The sequence below is a fragment of the Sutcliffiella horikoshii genome, assembly GCF_019931755.1.
Classification (GTDB): Bacteria; Bacillota; Bacilli; order Bacillales; family Bacillaceae_I; genus Sutcliffiella_A; species Sutcliffiella_A horikoshii_E.
Genome location: NZ_CP082918.1, coordinates 4106795 through 4128518 on the forward strand (window position 1 = coordinate 4106795; position 21724 = coordinate 4128518).

General features: G+C 43.9%; 23 protein-coding genes. 7 read left to right on the forward strand and 16 right to left on the reverse strand.

Annotated elements, in window-relative coordinates:
- Window positions 1–12 precede the first annotated feature (12 nt).
- Window positions 13–840: a spermidine synthase gene (gene speE, locus K7887_RS20915; RefSeq protein ID WP_223493724.1), complete on the reverse strand. Its 828-nt coding sequence runs from the start codon at window positions 838–840 to the stop codon at window positions 13–15.
- Between the two features lie 389 nt (window positions 841–1229).
- Between speE and K7887_RS20920 the strand changes: the two genes are divergently transcribed.
- The gene (locus K7887_RS20920; protein WP_223491527.1) at window positions 1230–3302 is read left to right on the forward strand and encodes a transglycosylase domain-containing protein; all 2073 of its coding nucleotides are present in this window, start codon (window positions 1230–1232) and stop codon (window positions 3300–3302) included.
- A gap of 342 nt (window positions 3303–3644) precedes the next feature.
- Here the strand turns inward: K7887_RS20920 and K7887_RS20925 are convergent, their stop codons facing one another.
- Entirely contained in the window at window positions 3645–4160 is a 516-nt protein-coding gene (locus tag K7887_RS20925; protein ID WP_223491528.1) for a YwhD family protein, read from the reverse strand.
- A gap of 82 nt (window positions 4161–4242) precedes the next feature.
- Between K7887_RS20925 and K7887_RS20930 the strand changes: the two genes are divergently transcribed.
- A complete protein-coding gene (locus K7887_RS20930; RefSeq protein ID WP_263290360.1) occupies window positions 4243–4470 on the forward strand; it encodes a 2-hydroxymuconate tautomerase in 228 nt (75 codons plus the stop codon).
- A 38-nt stretch (window positions 4471–4508) separates the two neighbouring features.
- Here K7887_RS20930 and K7887_RS20935 read toward each other — a convergent pair whose 3' ends face one another.
- The 4 genes from K7887_RS20935 to K7887_RS20950 form a co-directional block, all read right to left on the reverse strand.
- On the reverse strand, window positions 4509–5792 hold the full coding sequence (locus K7887_RS20935; RefSeq protein ID WP_223491530.1) for a DUF2254 domain-containing protein: 1284 nt from the start codon (window positions 5790–5792) through the stop codon (window positions 4509–4511).
- A 257-nt stretch (window positions 5793–6049) separates the two neighbouring features.
- Window positions 6050–6556, reverse strand: a complete 507-nt coding sequence (locus K7887_RS20940) for a YwgA family protein (RefSeq protein ID WP_223491531.1) — start codon at window positions 6554–6556, stop codon at window positions 6050–6052.
- A gap of 30 nt (window positions 6557–6586) precedes the next feature.
- Window positions 6587–7885: an HD domain-containing protein gene (locus tag K7887_RS20945; RefSeq protein ID WP_223491532.1), complete on the reverse strand. Its 1299-nt coding sequence runs from the start codon at window positions 7883–7885 to the stop codon at window positions 6587–6589.
- Between the two features lie 196 nt (window positions 7886–8081).
- Complete coding sequence (locus K7887_RS20950) at window positions 8082–8306, reverse strand: YuzB family protein (RefSeq protein WP_010197511.1); 225 nt, start codon at window positions 8304–8306, stop codon at window positions 8082–8084.
- 233 nt (window positions 8307–8539) lie between these two features.
- Here K7887_RS20950 and K7887_RS20955 point away from each other — a divergent pair, with 233 nt between their 5' ends.
- The gene (locus K7887_RS20955) at window positions 8540–9301 is read left to right on the forward strand and encodes an RsfA family transcriptional regulator (RefSeq protein ID WP_223491533.1); all 762 of its coding nucleotides are present in this window, start codon (window positions 8540–8542) and stop codon (window positions 9299–9301) included.
- A 103-nt stretch (window positions 9302–9404) separates the two neighbouring features.
- Here the strand turns inward: K7887_RS20955 and K7887_RS20960 are convergent, their stop codons facing one another.
- The gene (locus tag K7887_RS20960) at window positions 9405–10277 is read right to left on the reverse strand and encodes an octanoyl-[GcvH]:protein N-octanoyltransferase (RefSeq protein WP_223491534.1); all 873 of its coding nucleotides are present in this window, start codon (window positions 10275–10277) and stop codon (window positions 9405–9407) included.
- Between the two features lie 144 nt (window positions 10278–10421).
- Window positions 10422–11396, reverse strand: coding sequence for a phosphate acetyltransferase (pta, locus tag K7887_RS20965; protein ID WP_223491535.1), 975 nt, complete (start codon window positions 11394–11396; stop codon window positions 10422–10424).
- 278 nt (window positions 11397–11674) lie between these two features.
- Between pta and hemQ the strand changes: the two genes are divergently transcribed.
- Complete coding sequence (gene hemQ / locus K7887_RS20970; RefSeq protein WP_223491536.1) at window positions 11675–12418, forward strand: hydrogen peroxide-dependent heme synthase; 744 nt, start codon at window positions 11675–11677, stop codon at window positions 12416–12418.
- 281 nt (window positions 12419–12699) lie between these two features.
- Window positions 12700–13215 (forward strand): spore coat protein GerQ, encoded by a 516-nt coding sequence (gene gerQ / locus K7887_RS20975; protein ID WP_317849226.1) that lies wholly within the window; start codon window positions 12700–12702, stop codon window positions 13213–13215.
- Window positions 13216–13359: 144 nt separating this feature from the next.
- Here gerQ and K7887_RS20980 read toward each other — a convergent pair whose 3' ends face one another.
- From K7887_RS20980 to K7887_RS21015, 8 genes are all read right to left on the reverse strand, one after another.
- Window positions 13360–13728, reverse strand: coding sequence for a DUF423 domain-containing protein (locus K7887_RS20980; RefSeq protein WP_223491537.1), 369 nt, complete (start codon window positions 13726–13728; stop codon window positions 13360–13362).
- A 203-nt stretch (window positions 13729–13931) separates the two neighbouring features.
- Entirely contained in the window at window positions 13932–14231 is a 300-nt protein-coding gene (locus tag K7887_RS20985) for a hypothetical protein (RefSeq protein ID WP_010197523.1), read from the reverse strand.
- Window positions 14232–14331: 100 nt separating this feature from the next.
- Window positions 14332–14676: a YwdI family protein gene (locus K7887_RS20990; RefSeq protein ID WP_223491538.1), complete on the reverse strand. Its 345-nt coding sequence runs from the start codon at window positions 14674–14676 to the stop codon at window positions 14332–14334.
- A 23-nt stretch (window positions 14677–14699) separates the two neighbouring features.
- Window positions 14700–15221 carry a DUF420 domain-containing protein gene (locus K7887_RS20995; RefSeq protein ID WP_223491539.1) on the reverse strand — a complete coding sequence of 174 codons (522 nt, stop codon included), beginning with the start codon at window positions 15219–15221 and terminating at the stop codon, window positions 14700–14702.
- A gap of 13 nt (window positions 15222–15234) precedes the next feature.
- Complete coding sequence (locus K7887_RS21000; RefSeq protein WP_317849227.1) at window positions 15235–15483, reverse strand: hypothetical protein; 249 nt, start codon at window positions 15481–15483, stop codon at window positions 15235–15237.
- 66 nt (window positions 15484–15549) lie between these two features.
- On the reverse strand, window positions 15550–17250 hold the full coding sequence (locus K7887_RS21005; protein ID WP_223491540.1) for a methyl-accepting chemotaxis protein: 1701 nt from the start codon (window positions 17248–17250) through the stop codon (window positions 15550–15552).
- A 178-nt stretch (window positions 17251–17428) separates the two neighbouring features.
- The gene (locus K7887_RS21010; RefSeq protein WP_223491541.1) at window positions 17429–18232 is read right to left on the reverse strand and encodes an ion transporter; all 804 of its coding nucleotides are present in this window, start codon (window positions 18230–18232) and stop codon (window positions 17429–17431) included.
- Window positions 18233–18259: 27 nt separating this feature from the next.
- Entirely contained in the window at window positions 18260–18931 is a 672-nt protein-coding gene (locus K7887_RS21015) for a uracil-DNA glycosylase (protein WP_223491542.1), read from the reverse strand.
- 351 nt (window positions 18932–19282) lie between these two features.
- Between K7887_RS21015 and zwf the strand changes: the two genes are divergently transcribed.
- The gene (gene zwf, locus K7887_RS21020) at window positions 19283–20764 is read left to right on the forward strand and encodes a glucose-6-phosphate dehydrogenase (RefSeq protein ID WP_223491543.1); all 1482 of its coding nucleotides are present in this window, start codon (window positions 19283–19285) and stop codon (window positions 20762–20764) included.
- Window positions 20765–20819: 55 nt separating this feature from the next.
- Window positions 20820–21434: a cyclase family protein gene (locus K7887_RS21025; protein ID WP_223491544.1), complete on the forward strand. Its 615-nt coding sequence runs from the start codon at window positions 20820–20822 to the stop codon at window positions 21432–21434.
- Window positions 21435–21724 lie beyond the last annotated feature (290 nt).

Sequence of the window (21724 nt, forward strand, 5' to 3'; positions counted from 1 at the left end):
TTCTTTATCTCTTTACTTCACTAAATCCGCTACGAATTTAGGCAGGGCGAATGCTGCTTTGTGCAGTTCTTTTGTGTAGTATTTTGTGTCGATTTCGTGGAAGCGGTCTTCGCTTACTTCCAGTGGGTCGTGTTTTTTGGATCCGATTGTGAATGTCCACATGCCGCTTGGGTATGTTGGGATGTTTGCGATGTACAGGCGTGTAATCGGGAAGATTTCACGTACGTCGCGTTGTACATTTGTGATCAACTCAGGTGTGAACCATGGGTTGTCCGTTTGTGCTACGAATACGCCGTCTTCTTTTAACGCTTTGGAGATTCCTGCGTAGAAACCTTTTGTGAACAGGTTTACAGCTGGTCCAACGGGCTCCGTGGAGTCTACCATGATGACGTCATATACGTTTTCGCTTTCTGCAATGTGCATGAAGCCGTCGCCGACTTTTACTTCTACGCGCTCGTTTTCAAGTTCTCCTGCAATTTCAGGAAGGTACTTTTTAGAGTACTCGATTACTTTTCCGTCGATTTCAACAAGTGTCGCTTTTTTCACGCTTGGGTGCTTCAGGACTTCACGGATAACTCCGCCGTCTCCTCCGCCTACTACCAACACATTTTCAGGGTTAGGATGCGTGAACAATGGCACGTGTGCCACCATTTCGTGATAAACGAACTCGTCCTTTTGTGTTGTCATGACCATTCCGTCCAAAATAAGCATGTTGCCGAACTCTTCTGTTTCTACCATATCAAGCTTTTGGAATTCCGTCTGCTCTGTATGTAAAGTGCGTTTGATTTTCGCTGTGATTCCGAAGTTTTTTGTTTGATATTCTGTGTACCATAATTCCATTTTGTACAACATTCCCTTCTCACTTTAAATTTACTATCTATCTTGCGGCCATAAGCGTTAGTTTCTATCGTTAAATGCTCGTTTTTATCGTTCCCTATCGATGAAAAATGAAACATTGATTTCTCGGGATTTCTTGCTTCTGCGGCCAACGAACAACCACTTCCACTTTTCTAATCACCAAGAAAAAAGTATAGATGAATCTAGCAAAAATTCAAGTAAAAAATTTATTTTTCTGCAAATGTTTAAAAAGGTTCAAAGAATTTCATACTAGGAAATAAAACCATTTTTTATATAGGGAGATTTCTGTTCGTTAAAACGGTTGACTTACTTCCACAGCACTAAGAAAAAATTCATTAGATAGAGGTCATAGATAAAGGGGGTTTGAGAAAATGGAATTAATCACAAACGACCGGTTTCAACAGGTTATAAAATATATTCGTGCGATGTTTTTTATCGGAATCATCCTATCAATCTCTTTCTTTCTTTTAGTTGGCGGAGTGTGGATTTATGCGAAGTCCAAGGGTGCTCCCCCCCTTTCTGTCACGCAGTCATCGATTTTCTACAGCAAGGATGGTTCCATCATCGGGGAGGCTCATAGTGGCGAGAAGCGGTACTGGGTCGGCCTTGAGGATATCTCCCCTTATTTAGTTGATGCGACGGTGGCGGTGGAAGACAGACGTTTTTTCACCCATCACGGGTTTGATCCGAAGCGAATCGGTGGTGCCATCCTAGCCGACATCAAGGCCCGGGCAAAAGTGCAAGGAGCGAGTACCATTTCCCAGCAGTACGCGCGTAACCTTTTTCTTGTTCACGATAAAACGTGGAAACGAAAGTGGGATGAAGCTCTTTATACCATCAGGATCGAGGCTAATTACTCCAAGGAAGAGATTCTCGAAGGCTATTTGAATACGATCTACTATGGTCATGGCGCTTATGGAATTGAATCGGCGTCCTATTATTATTTTAACAAGCCAGCAAAAGACCTGACATTAGCGGAAGCCAGCATGCTTGCGGGCATTCCGAAAGGTCCGAGCGTCTTTTCGCCCTATACAGATAGCGACCGGGCACGCCAAAGGCAAGAGATTGTCCTCCATTCGATGGTGGAAAACGGCTCCCTTACCAAAAAAGAAGCGGATGAAGCGCTCGCTCAACCGCTGACATACGGAAACCGTGAGCATCTGCCGAAAGAGTTCATGGCGCCATATTTCCAAGATGCCGTACGGGCGGAGATCAGAAATGTTTTGGGTCTGCAGGAAGAGTTAGAAATGGGCGGGCTTCACATTTACACCACCCTGGATCCTACTCTCCAGGCCATTGCGGAAGAAGAAGTCGAGAAGACTTTTGATCCAGCATCTGATATGCAAGTCGGATTCGTCTCGATGGATCCGAAAACAGGACGAGTGCTTGCGCTTGTCGGTGGAAGAGATTATGAAGAAAGCTCATACAACCGGGTCACGCAGGCGGAAAGGCAGCCAGGTTCGACTTTTAAGCCGTTGTTATATTACCGTGCGCTTGAGCAGGGATTCACGCCATCCACCGGTTTCCGCAGTGAAGTGACCACCTTCCAAGTGGATAACGGACGGTCGACATACACGCCGCACAACTTCAACAACTACTATGCCAATGATGTATTGACGATGATGCAGGCCTTGCCATTATCCGATAACGTGTATGCGGTTAAAACACATCTGCTGCTTGGTGAAGAAGAATTGACCAAACAGGCTAAAAAGCTTGGTATTCATTCACAGATTGAAGATGTCCCTTCTCTTGCACTTGGCACGTCCCCTGTTCGAGTAATCGACATGGCCAATGCCTACAGTGTTTTTGCAAATGGAGGTAAAGAAGTGAAGCCTGTTTTTATTGAAAAAGTAGTGAACTATCGTGGAGAAGTTCTTTTTGAGCGGGAAAAAGAAACGAAGCAACTATTGGATCCTGATGTAACATTTGTCCTGAATCATATGATGACGGGAATGTTTGACCCGGCGTTAAACGGCTATATGGCCGTAACCGGGAATGCTATTCTCGACAAACTGACAAGGCCTTATGCCGGAAAGTCTGGATCCACCGAAACGGACAGCTGGATGATTGGATATACGCCGCAATTAGTGAGTGCAGTCTGGACAGGCTATGACCGGGATCAATCGATTACACTCTGGGCGGAAAAGCACTATGCGAAAAATTTATGGGCAGGATTCATGGAGCGCGCGCTCGACAATAAATCGGTTGTGGCATTTGCACCAACAGAAGGAGTTGTCGGGGTGCAGGTCAACCCGCAAAGCGGTCTTCTGGCCACAAGCGACTGCCCGGTCTCGAGGCTGAGCTATTATATTAAAGGAACCGAACCAACCGAATACTGCATGGCGCATCTAGAAGACGTAAAAGAGGAAGAAGCAATCCCTGAGGAACAGCCAAAAGAAGAAGAAAACAAAAAATGGTGGAAACGATTTGTTCCTTGGATGTGATGTTTATGTAACACCGCTGTTGATTTCCGCAAAACGGCTTCGCTTTCCGCGGGGCGACCTTGAGCCTCCTCACTTCGTTGCGGGGTCTCAACAATGTCGCTACTCCCCCGCAGGAGTCTTCGCCTTTTGCTCCAATCAACAGCTATGAGCCTCAAAGGACAAATAGTATCCTAAAAAAGTTAAAACCCCCGGGATGTCTCCCGGGGGTTTTAGGTGTCCTAGCTTTCCATGTGTTCTACACATGTGAGTTAATTTTACTTTTTTTGTCGTAATAACTCAAGTGGGTAGAGTCGAACATTCAAAAAAATGTCACATCTTTATTTTCGATAACCTCTTGACAAACTAGTTTGTTGCTAATTGTTTCTTGAGATCATCAGTTGCTCGTTCCCACATTCCGCTGTCATGTGACTCGAGATAGTTTTGCAAAATAGCTTTAGAACGGTCATCCATGTGCTCCACCATGATGTAGCGTTTCATAGACTTATCCATTTTATTCACATGCTCCGGCAGGGACTTGTAGCCTCGGCGGATTTCTCTGTCCACCGTCATTTCACATGCTGTCACTCCGGCGTAGTAAGGCCCCTCTTGTTTGCGGTCGATGGTTACCCAAACAAGCCAGAAAGGTTTACCGTTCGGTACGTCCTCTTTGTTGGGAAGAAACTTGATCCCACGCTCTACTGTACTGCGGGCATGCATTGCGCCGATGTCAACAAACGCATCCCCACCCTCAACATCTACAAATACAGGTGACACATTATCAAGGCTCAGCGCCCCGATCCCGAATCCGCCGTGCCCGTCTGTCGGGTCATTTTTTATAATATTGAAGCCAATTGGTTTCTTCTTTTTTTCCTGATCCATTTTCTAGCCCCCTTGCTTAATTGGATAGCTGCGGCGGCAAATCCGATCCTGCCGCTTGCGCTTTTCTTTTCATTATACAATAATTTACGGGAGAGTTAAAAACAATCAAAGGAGCGAATCGAAAATGCCATATGTAACAGTGAAAATGCTGGAAGGCCGCAGTGAAGAACAGAAAAAAGCATTGGTGGAAAAAGTGACAGCAGCTGTCAGCGAAACAACCGGTGCCCCGGAAGAAAAGATCGTCGTTTTTATTGAAGAGATGACAAAAGGTCACTATGCTGTTGGCGGCAAGCGCTTAAGCGATCAATAATCGTTCAGGGGGATTCGGACAAGCTTTCGAATCCCTTTCTAGTTCAATAATTCACTTAACTTCTTCTTTTTCTCCTCCACCATTTTTACATCAAGCGGCTCGAAGTAATCCTCTTTGATGCTATCCACCAAAAAGCCCCACATATTCTTAACCTTCTCCTTAATCTCCTGATTGCTTCCCTCAGCGATAAGGATCAGACACTCCAACGTCGTGAGAACAACCGAGATATCCCGTTCTCCGTAAATCCGGATTTGGTAAAAACCTGTGTATAAGATTTCTTCAAAATTACGTTGCGGAATCGTCACTCTTTTTTCCTTATCCTCATCAAGATAGGTAATCGCGTCTGCATCGACCTCACCAAACTCCATTAACAACCTGCTCATGTACCGAATACAGTTGTTGGCAGTATTGGGGTCGTTGATACCAGGTGATATTGCACGCAGGGCCACTTCCGCGAGTTTTTGCAAGGCAAATTCCCCGTCTTGAAGCGGCGTACGCTCCTCCCCAACCTCGATAAAGGCGGTCAGATCGACGTCTTCTGGTTTTTCTTTTTTAAAATAAACGATGGCGATCACGCTGCGTTCGGTTACAAAGTCACCGATGCGTTTATTGAAAACTATATGAAAACCGTGCTCTTTCCCCTTGGCTGCCAAGCCTTCTGTATCAATAACTTGGACGTATCCTGTCGCCTTTGGAGTGAGTTCCATTTTTTCCTGCGAAGCGGACGAAGGAATATCCATCTTTTCAAAAATAATTTTTTCGGCTTTATAGAGGAGTTTCTTCTTTTTCACCGTAACAAGTCCCTCTTTCATGAGCCTTTCTATTAATTTGCTGACCTGGATGGAGCGTGCGACATGGTGAATGAAAAAAACAAAATAACCCACACAGATCACTGCGAGAATGACACCCACACCTGAGGCTAACACCCGCTGCTCATCTAGCCAATCTTTCATGAACAACAAGGACAAGACCGTATAAATAAAGGATCCGACAAACACACCCAGTACTCGCAACGTTGTCTTCTCCGTCATAAAATCCTGAAGCGTCCGAGGAGAAAACTGGCTGGAGTAAGTGGTCAAGACGACCATGATCGTGGAAAAAGAAATGGTGGTCATCGTGAGTATGGCGGTTGCAATCGAGCTCAAGATGGTTGTGCTCAAATCCACATTTGTGAAAAACATTTTAGGAAGATAATTCTGAACAGAATCGGCGAAAACGGTATCTACTGATATGACAATTGCTGTAAGAATGATGCTTGCCAACGCGTACAGGCTCGGCACAAACCAAATTTCCTTTCTTGCTCGCAGTGTCCACTTTTCCATATGTATATTGCTCCTCTTTTTCTCGGCTTTTTATAGGTAGCATTCCCTTTTTTGGGTGGAGGTAAGCCTGTTATCTTGTCACGAAAGGTACCATTCTAGTTATTGTGTCTTTTTGAGCGGTTATTGTAACTTTTTTGAGGAGGATTGTAACTTTTCGGATGATGATTGTAACTTTTTCAGAGGTTATTGCAACTTTTTCAATTTTTCCGTATAGAAAAAGCCCAAAAGGATCCAACCATCCTCTTGGGCTTCTCAATTTATTGTGTGATGCATTCACGAAGACTTTCAATATAGTCGTATGCCTCGTTCACTTCGTCCTCTGTGTAGCGCTGCTTGCTTTTCAGCGTAAAGACTTTTTCCTGGACCTCTTCTTTTGGCAGGTTCTCAAAAAACAGCACGGTGGAAACAAGCTCTAAAAAGCGGGAGCTCTGTTCGTTCATTTTGGTCATGCACTCGTTCAGGTGAGGCATTTCCAAGTCGTAGTGCGTCAAGAATTCCTCTCCGTTTTCCGTCAGTGTATAGCGGTATTGCGAGTAGCCACCCTTGTTCTCTTTTAACTCGCTTAAAAAGCCGAGATTGCAGAGCTCTTCCACTCTCAATGTCACTTCTTCTGAATATGGTCCGTAAAAATGGAAATTGTACTTTTCATAAAATGGGTAGTTCAGCTTTTTAGCGATATACACCATTTTCTGCAGCTTCTTTCTCCCGATGACTTCACCTGCAGATGCAAACACCTTCATTAATTTTGCGTGATCTGTCAACAAACCCTTTCATCTCCTAACCTTAGCCGTTGCCTATATTCCTAGTATCTCTCTGATTTTTTTCTTTGCCGATTTTTTAGTCGATAGATCTTCTAGCATGTCTTGTGGAAAATAAAGCTTGTGGTCGGTTCTTCTTTTGCCGGAAATGGCATCCACGATTTCAGATTCCCTTGAAAGCTCACGCACATCCCCGTTTGGCATAAGCAGGTGAATCGGAAGGCGCTCCTCTTCTTCTCCCGGACGGTAAAAGTCGTACGGCAGGTCGGACGAGGAGTCCACCACTAGATAGTATGCAGGATCGATGCCCGCTTTCTTAAAGAGACTTGTCAGTTCCATCAAGTCCATCATTTGCTTATTAGGATTAAATTCGACGTATTTAAACAAATTCCTGTTCATAAATCGTCGACATAAGTCACTTAATATCGAATCTTCTTCTTCCTGCCAGGATTGGAAATAATACATAATCACCGCTTCATCAAGCTTTATGTAATCCTCTACTGAAATTTCTTCCTCAAAAAGAGAGTAAAAATGAACAGGATGATATTTAAATGTGTAATATTCTTGGTGTAATTGTTTCGCACGGTGCAAAATCTTTGTCAAAATGACTTCCGCACTTCGTGTTACAGGGTGAAAATAAACCTGCCAATACATTTGGTAACGGCTCATAATATAATCTTCCACCGCATGCATCCCGCTCGACTTAATGACAACCTGGTCTTCTCTCGGGCGCATGACGCGAAGAATCCGCTCCATATCGAAATGCCCGTAACTGACTCCGGTAAAGTATGCGTCACGTTGCAAGTAGTCCATTCTGTCAGCATCTATCTGACTAGAAATCATGCTAACCACTAATTTATTTTTATACGTTTTCGCGATGACCTCGGCCACATCTTTCGGAAAATCCTTATGGACTTTTTTAAGGACGGCGTTCACTTCCGTGTCCCCGAGAATGATGGCTTGGGTAAAATCTTCGTGATCTAAGTGGAACACCTTTTCAAAGGAATGCGAAAAAGGTCCGTGTCCCAGGTCATGCAGCAAGGCAGCACTCAGACATAACAGGCGATCATCCGGATTCCAGTCCTGTCTTCCCTCAAATCCGTCATCAATGATGCGGCGGACAATCTCGTATACTCCCAATGAATGGTTAAGTCGGCTATGCTCCGCACCGTGGAACGTTAAATAAGTGGTGCCAAGCTGGCGGATCCGGCGCAAACGCTGAAATTCCCTTGTCCCGATTAAATCCCAAACAACCCTGTCGCGCACATGGACGTATCGGTGCACAGGATCCTTAAATACCTTTTCTTCACTCAGTTTTTCGGTTGCATAACTCATTTCGTTGACCTCTTTATTTTCGGCATAATATTTATCTAACTCTATTATATCGTAAATATTTTACAAGAAAAGGATGGATTATTGGGTGATAGGATGACACCCTCTAAGGGTTTACCCTACTTCGTTTCCGCTTAGTCTTGTTTTTTCTAGAAAAGGCGAATAAAAAATCACCTATGCAGGATACAGAGGCGATTTTTTATTTCTTTAGCTTTTTCTCTATTTTTTCAATTAGTTCATCTTCTGTTGGGGCGGAGACAGGACGGTTGTTTACGAATGCAAACGACTTCTTTCTTCCCGGCCCGCAATAGGATTGACAGCCCACTTCCACACATGCGCCCTCGTCCACTTTTTTCAGTTTCGGAATGAGGGTTTTCACGTTAGTAGCGTCGCAGTCATCACAAATGCGAAACTCATTTGCCATGGTTCTACACAGCCCTTTCTTATTAAAAAGTGATGGGAGTCACTTTATCGTTCGTTAACTAAAAGGTATTTTACAGGGAATCCATGGACAATGCAAGTTCGTTTCCAGGAGATTTTTGGCGAAATACTGACAGATAACAATCTAGTAATTTTTTCTATGAATATGTATAAATATTTTTTTCTCCGTCAAAAATATAGACAGAACGATGATTAGATAAGGGAGTTGGATTATATATGAAAGATCGTCAAGATGCTTGGTCCGAAGAAAATGATTTGTTGTTGGCAGAAACCGTTCTGCGCCATGTCCGTGAAGGAAGCACACAGTTGAATGCATTTGAAGAGGTCGGTGACAAGCTGAACCGCACGTCCGCTGCATGTGGATTCCGCTGGAACGCAGTCGTGCGACATGACTATGAAAAGGCGCTGCAACTTGCGAAAAAGCAACGAAAGCAACGTCAGCGTGCGCTTGGGCAGCCTACGAAGAAGCTATTGTACACGCCGCCTGAGACGGTGGTGAATGAAGAGTTACCGTTTGTTTTGGAGCAGATGGAGGAAAGACCGCTTGATGCAACAGATAGCAAACAACCATTTACCGCTCCACAGACAAGAGTGGAGAGAAGAGCTGCCGAACTGAAAACACAACCTTCTTTTGCAGGCTATGGAAGTGGCAGCATGGGAATGGGATCGTCTTTATCGATGGAGCAAGTGATAAGTTTCTTACAAACCATGAAACACTCAAACGTTCATACTAGTGCTCTACAACAAGAAAATGAGAGATTAGTAAAAGAGAATGCGGAGCTTGCGCGTGCCAACAGCGAACTTGAAAAACGCGTGCAAAAACTGCAAGACGAGCAGGTCACCGTCCAAGAAGACTACGAAACACTCATGAAAATCATGAACCGTGCCCGCAAACTCGTCCTCTTCGACGAAGAAGAACACGTCCCATCCAAATTCATGATGGACCGTAATGGCAATCTGGAGAAACTGGCGGAATAGAGATAAAAAGATGAAGGGGTATCCCTTCACTTACTTTAAAGTGTTAAAGAGGGGTCTGACCCCACTTACGTTAATTCGTTAAAGTGGTGTCAGACCCCTTTTTTTATTTTTCTCCGAGAACTTTTTCGTTCCGTTCTACGATTCTTGCGTAGTATTGTTCGTACAAGTCCAATTCATGGCCTTGTAGTGTGTTGGCGAAGATGGTGCCGCTGATTTCCTTCAATGAGGTCAGAAGGCGCAGCATCACGTCTTGGACTGTTAGGTTCTGGCCAGTGAGCTCTGTAAGGGACGCCATCACGTTTGGGACAATGGTCGGAAAAGCGAACTTGGTCGTTTCACCTTGAAGGGCGCGTTTGTAGAACTCTCCGATCATCTCTGCCCGCTCAGATCCACTACCATCGATGCATAAGTAAATTTGAACAGCCACTCCTCCGCGAATACGGCGCTGAGAGATGCCTGCAAACTTCTTATCTTCTATGCTTAGGTCGTAACTGCCAGGGCAATAGGAACCGACAATTTCCTTCGCCTCCATGTTGTAAGGCATATCGCGGAACAGATGCTTTGTGAGCTCCCACATTGCATCATACCCACGATTGATATCAATTGCCTTCTCTCCTTCCGGAAAAACAAGGGAAATGTTCAGGACACCTTGGTCCAGGACGACAGCAAGTCCACCTGAGTTCCTGACGATTACCTCATAGCCTTGACTGTTCAAATAATCAATTCCTGCTTGTAAGTGCGGAAGGCGGGTATCCTGAATGCCCAATACGACCGTGTTATGGTGCACCCACGTCCGACATGCCGCTCCGCTATCTCCTTTGCCAACAGCGGTGCATAACGTGTCATCCATCGCAAATGATTGCAACGCATGAAAATTTGGCCCTAAAGAAGATTGATCTATAATACGCCAACTCGGCTGCTTCAACAACTGCAACGCAGGCGTGTAAATGGATGTTGGTTCTGTTGGTTCTGCCATAATTATTAATGCTCCTCTTAACTACCGTACTTAAAGGTTCCTTAGCATTATACTACATGGTTTTAGAGAAAAAAATACCCTTTGGGGGTCAGACCCCCAAAGGGTTTTCTCTTTCAACGTCGAATACGTTAAAGTTAGTTTTATTTAGTTAGCCGCTTGGCCTGCTGTAATAAGCGCTAGTTTGTAGACGTCTTCTACGCTGCAGCCGCGGGATAGGTCGTTTACTGGTTTGTTGAGGCCTTGTAGGATTGGTCCTACTGCTTCGAAGTTTCCTAGGCGTTGGGCAATTTTGTAGCCGATGTTTCCAGCTTCTAAGCTTGGAAATACGAATACGTTTGCGTCACCTTGGATTTTTGAGCCTGGTGCTTTCTTTTCCGCAACAGATGGTACGAATGCTGCATCAAATTGGAACTCTCCGTCCACTACAAGTTCTGGAGCACGTTCTGAAGCAATACGGGCCGCTTCTACTACTCGCTCAGTTTCAGGTGATTTTGCAGATCCTTTTGTAGAGAAGCTCAGCATTGCCACTTTCGGCTCGATTCCGAACATGTTCGCTGTTGCCGCACTTTCTACTGCGATTTCTGCAAGGTCGTTGCTGTCTGGAGAAATGTTGATCGCGCAGTCTGCGAATACATACTTCTCGTCGTTACGAACCATGATGAAAACACCAGAAGTTTTGCGTACGCCTTCTTTTGTTTTGATGATTTGTAATGCCGGACGCACTGTGTCAGCCGTAGAATGCGCCGCTCCACTTACAAGTCCTTGCGCACGGTCCACGTGTACAAGCATGGTGCCGAAGTAGTTCGGGTTCAACAAGATTTTGCGTGCATCCTCCTCTGTCGCTTTTCCTTTACGACGCTCCACGAAAGAAGCTACAAGCTCGTCCATGTTTTCGTATGTCTTTGGATCGTAAATTTCTACGCCGTCCAGAGTCAACTTCAACTCGGAAGCAAGTCCGTTGATCTCGTCCAAATCTCCAACCACAATCGGCTTCACCATATTTTCCGCAGCCAAACGTGCAACTGCAGTTAACACACGCTCGTCATTGCCTTCTGGAAATACAATTTTAATATCTTTTCCTGCTACTTTGTCTTTTAATGTTTGAAATAAATCGCTCACAAAGGTCACTCCTTAATCCGCTTTATTTTCGCTTCTATTGTTTAGGATACTCCTTCAACATGGAAAAGCAACCGATACCTTCTATTGTTATCGCTTACAGAAAAAAGTCTTTATTTTCTAAAAAAAGCCCTCCATCTATGCCCTACTATTGTATCTGTGCTGACTTTTCCTATTCATGAAGCTTTCACAATTTCGGAGTTTTACTTACAGGAAGTCATGGCAAAACTGTGATATAGTTAGGAAGGATACATACTCAATCTTTTTAAGGAGTGATTGTAATGAGTGAAGCAGCTCAAACATTGGACGGCTGGTATTGCCTCCATGATTTTCGTACGGTAGATTGGGCCCTTTGGAAGACGCTTTCTAGTGAAGAACGCCAAACGGCTATCAATGAATTCTTGGGCCTTGTAGAGAAATGGAACACGGTTCAGTTAGAAAAGAACGGAAGTCACGCGTTGTACTCGATCGTGGGTCAAAAAGCAGACTTCATGATGATGCTCCTTCGTCCGACGTTGGAGGAATTGAATGAAATCGAGAACGAATTTAATAAAACAACTTTGGCTCAATACACAATCCCTGTGCACTCTTATGTGTCGATTGTAGAGCTCAGCAACTACTTACCTGAAGGCGAGGATCCGTATCAGAACCCGCAAATCCTTGCTAGACTATACCCTGAATTGCCAAAAGCAAAGCATGTCTGCTTCTACCCAATGGACAAGCGCCGCAACGGGGAAGACAACTGGTACATGCTGCCGATGGAAGACCGTCGCCGCATGATGCGCAGCCACGGCATGATTGGCCGCCAATATGCAGGAAAAGTGAAGCAGGTTATCACTGGTTCTGTCGGTTTTGACGACTACGAGTGGGGCGTAACATTGTTTGCTGACGAAGCACTTCAGTTCAAGAAGCTTGTATATGAAATGCGCTTTGACGAAGTTAGTGCACGTTTCGGTGAGTTTGGTGCGTTCTATGTAGGAAACCTGTTAGAAGAAGATCGCGTTTATTCCTTCTTGCACGTGTAAAAATAAAGAATGGTTGTCGACGTCAAGTCACCCTGCTGGATTTCTAGTATGGTGGCTTGGCGTTTTTTATTGTCATAGGTAATTGGCTTTCAACTACTCCCCTTCCACCCCTGTCATATTCCTTCTCCAATTTTCATACAATCAAGTAGTGCGACTTAATCATTTTAATCATTTGAACTTTAGCACCCCTTTTCAGCCCAAGCAATGTGGGTTTGAGGCATGGAAACGGGAGTTATTTCTCACAACGAAGCAGATAAAAGTTTTTGAGGAGGGAATGACAGATGAATCAACAGTTTTCTCAGGCAGCAGGTGCCCCTTATTCTGCGGGGTACGGAGCAGATCCTTACTCATCCTATTACAGAAACTATGGGCAGCAGTGGTATGGCGGCGGTGGAGGTATTCCGATGCAGCAAATGCAACAGATGCAGCAACAACAACCTCAACAGCAGCAAGTTGCAGGGCAGCAAACAGGAATACCGTCTTATCCTGGTCAAGATGTTCCAGGCATGCTTCCGCTAGAGCAATCCTATATTGAAAATATTCTTCGCTTAAATCGCGGCAAGCTGGCAACTGTGTACATGACATTCGAGAACAACCGGGAATGGAATGCCAAAATATTTAAAGGGATCATCGAAGCAGCAGGGCGCGATCACATCATCCTAAGCGACCCGCAAACCGGCAAACGCTATCTGCTCCTGATGGTCTACCTGGACTACATCACATTCGACGAAGAACTCGACTACGAATACCCATTCAACAGCGGCGGCCAAGGCCTAACCCAATACCAACCAAGATAAAAAAGTTAATAACAAGCCTAAAAAAAAGAGGGGCTGACGATGTTGTGTGTTAACGCATTAACGCACAGCGGGTCAGACCCCTCTTTATCTCTTTACCTCTTTATAACTTAAACGCAATAAACCAAACTCTATCTTAAAGCCCTCTTACCCTTTCACTGCCGCAACAATGATGAGCACCCATCCGATAAGGAAGGCTACGCCTCCTAGTGGGGTGATGGCTCCGAGTACTTTGACGCCGGAGAGGGTTAGGATGTACAGGCTTCCGGAGAATAGGATGATTCCGATGAGAAAAGACCAGCCTGCTCCATTCAATAGACCTGTGCTATTGAAGCGTTCCATAAGTAGCGCTACGACGAAAAGTCCGCCTGCATGGAACATTTGATAAGTAACACCGGTTTTCCAGATCTCAATCATTCTTTCGGATACTCTTCCTTCGAGTCCGTGAGCACCAAATGCCCCGAGAGCCACTGCCAAAAACCCGTTTATAGCTGCAAGGATGATAAATAAATTCATGTCCGTTTTCCACCTTTCAAAAGGTCTGTTGTATTTCATCAATATAATGAATTATATAGTATTAGCTTCCCCGGACCAAGCGGTATACCTAAGCTGCCCTCGTTAATTTATCTGCTAGTACACATAATGTTCACTTACTTCCGTAAAAATAAAAACGCCCCCACCGCCTCGTCAATGAAAGCAGTAAGAGCATTTCGTCGAAATTATCTAGAATGAAGATAAATTTGCAGAGCCTGTTTGAGCTCCCTTTCTTTTTTCTCCGTTTGTATATGATAATGATCACCATCTATGTTAGACAAAAAGTCATTATATCCATGTGAATGTAAGAATTCATTGACACTTGTGACGTCTTCTCTAGTGGAGAGCAAGTTCTTCTGCCCAACAAAGTCACCATTTACATACACTTCATAACGATCGTGGGAAAGTTTTGTCGACGAGTCAAAATTAGTGCTTACGTACGCCGCCATTAAACCATACATCGATCCGTCTGTACCACCAGGCATGTAAAACACCTCCATTACTTACTGGGGTGTTTATAGTTTAAGTTACAACGCCGTTTTTAGTATGGTAAGTTGTGGGGAGAATCCACCGTGACCCCTCCTCTTAAAAATCAAACAGCGAGTCCCCATTCGCGTCGTCTTCTTTGATTGGTTTGGATGGGGCGTTTGTGATGGTTGGTGGTTGGGTTGGCGGCGTGTAGATTGGGGCCGCTTGTTCGAATGATACGGGCGCCCTTTGAATGGAGCGGGTGGTAGCAGCCGCAGTTGGTTGTGATGCCGCCCTTGGCGCAGTCCACGCATCCTCTTCCACGTCCGTCTCCAATGCCAATTCACACAGAGATTTTATCGCAGCAAGGTGCTCCCGCTTTTTTTGCACGTTTCCGGTGTCTATGGCACGCTCTAATTCCGACTCTAAGCGCGCAAGAATCTTATCTATCGTGATGCTCATCCTTCTTCCCTCCTTGAAAAATCCTAGTAATAAGGTGAAATCATCAAGTACACAATAACTCCTGTCAGGCTGACATATAACCATAATGGCATCGTCCAGCGTGCAATCTTCCTGTGTCTCTCTTTTTTCATGCTTAATCCTGTCACCAAGGAATACAACGCCAATGGCACGATGACTATGGCCAACACGATATGTGTCAGTAAAATAAAGAAGTAGATGGAACGGATGATTCCTTCCCCGCCAAATGGTGTTGATTCAGTCAGAGCATGATACGTCACATATGTAACTAAAAACAATGTGGTAGACGTAAATGCAGCTAAGATGAAGCGGCGATGAACCGTTATATTTTTCTTCTTAATGGCAATTAAGGCACACACCAAAAAGACAAAAGTGAAACTGTTGAAAATTGCGTTCATCATCGGTAAAAATGTTAAGTCGACATGCGCTAAACCTTCATACTGAGGAAGGAAAAACAGTACGACAACCAGGGCATTTACCGCAATCGAGATTCCGATGATCCATGGAAGATAATTTATTTTTTTCATTGTTGAGCTCCTTTTACACATAATACCCGTTCTGGCCGGGTTTTATTGGCGAATCTTTTGCATCGAACTTCAAACAAGGACTTCCGGAAGAGCGTAAAACGGCAATGGAAGGCATCTGGTTCGTTTTAAAACCGAAAGCCTGGCAGCCTTTTGGGAACTTGGCATCCCAAGTGACATAGTAATGCTTGCATTTCAAGCAATTAATCCGTTTGGCCATGCTCCCCACCCTTTCCCTTCCAATCCTTCTTTGTCCATCCTTCATTCTACCATCTTCCAACTTCCCATAAAATAAAAAACCTGCGGAGAATTAGCTCCACAGGCTTTATGTTCACGATTTATTCATGTTTATGGATGCAATGTTGGCCGCTAAATCTTCGGCGGTCTCTTTTACTGTATCGACCGTTCGCCTCATATTGTTGGAAAGATCCACTTGGTGATCTGCAGCCTTTACGACCTCACCCATCTCCTCTGTCAGCTCAGATGACGATGCTACCAAGTCATTTACAGAGTGCACAATCTCATTTACTCCCTGACTAATTTCTTCCATTGTTACCGTAATATGCGTTCCCTGTTCAAGCAATGTACCGCTGTTCGTGGCGATTTCCTGGAACAACTTGGCGGACGCTTCATTTTTTTCGTTCGTTTGCTCAATCGTTTCTTTGAAAAGTTGGAATTCTTTCAGCACTTCGTTGGTATCTTCCTGAATGCGGCCAGTGATGCCGTTAATTTGTTTAGAAAAGAGATCTGTCTGGCCGGATAGCTTTCTGATTTCATCTGCCACGACCGCAAATCCTTTGCCTGCCTCCCCTGCCCGTGCCGCTTCAATCGAGGCATTTAGGGCTAGCAAGTTCGTCTGTGTGGTGATTTCTGTGATGCCTTTGAGGAAACTGTTCGCTTCATCAATATCTACTTTTATTTTTGTAAATCGATCTACTATCGTTTCCGTTTCCTTGGAAGATTGGTGCATGTCTGCTACCATCTGCTTTAATGATTGAGCCCCTCTTTTAGAAAGGCTCTCCATACCTTCGAGGTTTCGTTTCATTTCATCCACAATGCTGTAAATCTCCTGTGTGCTGGCAGAAGCCTGTTCCGTTACAGCAGAAATGGCTGCTGTCCCTTCATACTGCATGGACACTTTTTCGGTTACCTGTTCAGACCGTTGTTTGATGCCAGCCGATTCCTCTAAATTCTGTTCTGCTGCCACCAACAGTTCTTTCATGACAAGTTGCAAACGTTGATTTGCCCCGAGGCTTCCTTTCATAAGTTGCTCAATATTTTGTCCCATGGTGGTGAGAGACGTCTCGATCTGTCCAAACTCATCTTTTCTAAAAGATTGATCTGCGTTATAAAGAAAGTCCCCCTCTTGATAGGCGTTCACGCGACTAAGAACCTGGTTGACTCCTTTGTTAAAAGCCTTTCTAAACAATAGAAGAGCAAGAATTGGAACCAATACAAGGATTGCTAACGTCACTAAGGTCAAGCGTTCGGTAGAGACTACCTTATCCTGAATGACCTGCCTGTTTTCCTCATTAAAAGTTTGCAAAAACTCCATGCCACTATCATTTGCGCGTTCTATTTGATTTCGTGCTTTTGCTAAATCTTCCGAGGTTGTAATTCGAACTCGATCCATGTTGGCGGCATTCGAAACATCGCTGATGATGTCGAATTGTTTTGACAATGTTTCATGTGAAACAACAAAATACTGTTTCAGCTGACCAAATTCCTCAAATTCCGTAAAATAAGGCTCGAAATCTTGCAGCTTCTTTTCGGTTTGCGTTAAATTTTCTTCTATTTTTTGAACATGTGTTTTGGAATACCCGCTTGATACCACAAAATACATATCTGCCAACGTACTTTGATAAGATTGCACCAAATCAAAATAACTTTCATTGATCTTAGTAATCTCGTCTAATTCATTGACCCCTTTTTGCACCTGCATGCTGTTCACCCAAATGACAAGGGACGCTGCCAGGCCGATACTCCCTATTAATAGAGTCAAAACTAAAAGCCTCTTTCTCATACTCCCCATTTTTCTTCCCCCCACAATTAACTCACCCTCAAAGATGAAACCGTTTGCACAAAATATCATAAATGTTTTCTCTCTTTTATATATTTTCGGCAGGAAGCAGCTGGGTCTTTAGTATCATTCCAAAAATATTTATAAAAAAGGACGCCAAGAGTACTAACACTCCTGCGCGTCCTTCGACTTACATCTTTTCTTTGTTTTGTAAAAGTTGCTTAAGCTCTGCAATCTCATTCGTAATTTTCGCCAGCTCTTTTTTGCTGACCTCTATTTTCTCTTCTTTTAATTCCTCTTCCTTTGCTTCCTGAATATTGTTCAAGATCTCCCCGACAATCAGGTTCAAGACGATAAACGTTCCAACTAGGATGAAGGAAACGAAATATACCCAAGAAAGTGGGCTCTCTGCGAAAATGGGACGGAAGACGCCGCTTGCCCACGACTCCAATGTGATGACCTGGAACAGTGTCACAAGTGCTAAATGTAGGGATCCGAAATATTCCGGTGAAATATCTCCATACAGCAGGACTCCCAATACCGCGTAAACATAAAAGACAAGAGATAATAACATCATGATCGTTCCAAGTGACGGAATGGTTTTTAGAAAAGCAGTCACAAGGCGGTTCAAGGATGGAACGACCGTAATGGCGCGCAGTACCCTTAGAACACGTAAAATCCGGATGGCAGATATAAAATACGTTCCACTAAAGAAAAGGACTCCTGCCACAATGACAAAGTCAAACACATTCCATCTGCTTTTAAAGAAATGGTGAAGTTTCTTCTCAGCAAGCATCCTTAAAATAATTTCAATCGTAAAAAACCATAAGAAAAACACTTCAAAGCCATGAATCAGCCCTGCATATTCCGCTCTTAAGTCAGGATATGTCTCAATCCCAATCAAGATTGCATTCAAGAGGATGACAAACATGACCGTATTCATAAAAAAGCGGTGCCCTACTATTTGTTGTATCGTTTTTTTCAAATTTTGCATTCGTGCACTTCCTCGTTCTATTCTATTTTAGGGCGTTAACCGCCAATCGATGGCTTCTTCACCAATCTCCTCTAAGATGGCATTCACCTTTGAGAAAGGCCTGCTACCAAAAAAGCCTTTGCGGGCCGAAAACGGACTCGGATGCGGACTTTTCAGGATATAATGATGACTATTTGTTATCAGTGCTTCCTTTTGTTCCGCATGTTTTCCCCACAGGATAAAAATGACTGGTTTCTCACGCTCATTTAACGCTCGGATCACTTCATCGGTAAAAAGCTCCCAGCCCTTCCCCTTATGGGAGTTGGGATTGCTTTCTCTCACGGTTAAAACCGTATTTAATAATAACACACCTTGCTCTGCCCACTCCATCAAAAAGCCATGGTCTACAGGCTCGAAACCTTGGTCCTCATAAAGCTCACGGTAAATATTTTTTAGTGAAGGCGGGACTCGCACCCCTTTTTGGACAGAAAAACTCATGCCGTGCGCCTGTCCTTTCCCGTGGTAAGGGTCTTGTCCAAGTATGACGACTTTTACATCTTCATAACTTGTTGCCTGGAATGCTGAGAAGATGGCTTCCTTTTCTGGATAGACTGTTTGCTTTGTATATTCCTCTTCTAGGAAGTCCATCAGATCCCTAAAGTACTTTTGGGATGCCTCTTTTTCCAACAAATCTTTCCACGTTCCGCTTACGTTCTCCACAGTCTGTACCTCCGTTCATTCCTGTCTTTCTTACTTTATCATATAGATGAATTTATTGGTCCCGGAAGTTTTCCGTATGAATGGTTTTGCCCTAATTTTTTCATACTAAGACGAGGCCTATCATTCTGAGAAACAACTTCAGATGTGATATAGTGATTGGTAAGCAAATAAGGCTTAATAAAGATTGAAATCCTTCCCAGTAACAGATAAAATAAAATACTTGGGTAGGTTATTTTTTCAATGTTTCATACTTATTTTTGAAATTGTTACATTTTTACATAATTAATCAGCCTAATCAACGGTAATGTTATAACACATATTTTGAAGAATAGTACATAAAGCGAGGTTCTTATGGTGAGTAAAAAAGAAAATCCGACATCTTTAATTGTCATTTTTGGTGCAACGGGAGATCTAGCGAAACGAAAGCTGTATCCTTCCATCTATCGTCTTTATAAAAATGGTAGCATCTCTAAAAACTTTGCTGTTGTCGGCGTTGCAAGACGTCCGCTCACAAATGAAGAGTTCCGTTCTAATGTGTCTAATTCTGTCAGCAGCGTGGCAAATGGCGACGGAAACGTAGAGGAATTCAGCTCTCACTTCTATTATCATCCATTTGATGTGACAAGTAGCGAATCCTATCAACAACTAAAAGGATTATTGGGTGATTTGGATTCCGACTATGAAACGAATGGTAATAGAATTTTCTATCTTGCCATGGCTCCTGAGTTCTTCGGCACGATTGCGACGAACCTGAAGTCAGAAGGATTGACCGAAACTGACGGCTGGAAGCGTCTTGTTATTGAAAAACCGTTCGGACACAATCTTCCATCTGCTAAAGATTTGAACGCTGAAATTCGTCAAGCATTTGATGAATCTGAAATCTACCGTATCGATCATTATCTTGGAAAAGAAATGGTCCAAAATATTGAAGTAATACGTTTTGCCAACGCTCTTTTCGAGCCACTGTGGAACAACCGTTACATCTCTAACATCCAAATCACCTCGAGTGAAGTGCTTGGTGTGGAAGATCGCGGACGTTACTACGAAAACTCTGGTGCCCTGCGAGACATGGTGCAAAACCACATGCTTCAGATGGTCGCGCTTCTTGCAATGGAGCCGCCAATCAAGCTGAATCCAGAAGAGATTCGCAGTGAAAAAGTAAAAGTCTTGCGTGCGATGAGAAAGATTGAACAAGATGATGTCGAGGATTATTTTGTACGCGGGCAGTACGGCGCGGGGAATGTCGATGGCAACCAAGTCCAAGGCTATCGAGAGGAAAATTCCGTGGATCCAAACTCCAATACGGAAACGTATGTGGCGGGTAAACTGTTAATTGACAACTTCCGCTGGGCCGGTGTTCCAATCTATATCCGTACAGGAAAAAGAATGAGTGAAAAGTCCACAAAGATTATCGTTCAATTCAAGGATATTCCGATGAATTTATACTATAATCGCGGGGAAAAGGTAGATCCTAACCTTCTTGTCATCAACATTCAACCAGAAGAAGGTATCACCTTGCATTTGAATGCGAAAAAATCGGGTAAGGATGTAACAACCACTCCTATCAGACTTGATTATACAAACAACTGCATCGACGGCATCAACACACCAGAAGCTTATGAACGCTTGATCTTTGACGCAATGCGCGGTGATATGACGAACTTCACTCACTGGGATGAAGTGGCTCTGTCTTGGAGCTTTATCGATGAGATCTCCAAAGCGTGGGAAAACACGAGAGCATTTGACTTTCCGAACTACGAATCTGGTTCCATGGGTCCAAAGCTTGCCGACGGATTATTGGAAAAAGACGGCTTCCACTGGTGGCCATTATAAACACTTGAATACTACTTGAACCTTGTGCTTGAAAATAGAAGGGAGACTTTAACACATGAAAGTTTACGACGTATCATCCCCTATTTACACGGGAATGCCAGTATATAAAAATAAACCGGAAAAGCAACCAAAACAAACGACCAACACAAACGGTTATGTAACCGAAACCCGCCTGGAGCTGGATGTCCACACGGGAACACATGTGGATGCCCCGCTTCACATGGTGGTAGACGGAGAAACAATCGAAACCTTGCCATTGGACAAGCTTGTTGGTCCTTGTAAAGTGTTTGACTTGACTGGAGTTGAGGACCGCATCACGGTGAAGGATATTGAAGGGCTGGACATTCAAAAGGACGATTTCCTTTTATTCAAAACGAAAAACTCTTTTGATGAAGAGTTCAACTTTGACTTTGTGTTTGTAGCAGAGGACGCAGCGGCGTACTTGGCTGAAATCGGCGTAAGCGGCGTTGGTGTCGATGCACTTGGCATCGAGCGCAGCCAGGAAGGCCACCCGACACACAAAACGCTTTTCGCAAATGACGTCATCATCATTGAAGGCTTGCGTTTGAAGGATATCGCAGAAGGCGAGTACATCATGTGCGCGGCGCCGTTAAAGCTGAGCGGTGTGGATGCATCACCGGCACGTATTGTATTGATGGATATGAAGTAAGATTGGTGAGTTTAAGCCACTCTGCCCCGAGAATTTTGGGGGCAGGGTGGTTTTTTTGTAGATTGGTGGGATTTCGGGGGCTGGGTCTCGGTAAATCAGGGGCTATTTTCGGGATATCAATAATTTTGGGATTATATCGAGAAATTTTGGCATATATCAAGAAATTTTGAGATATATCAAGAAAACTTGGGTGGATATCAATAAAAAAACAAATATATCAAGAAATAGCTGGATAAACAAGGGAACATCGCGTGAGATCGGTAACCACGCACCCGATTTTTTAACTAAGA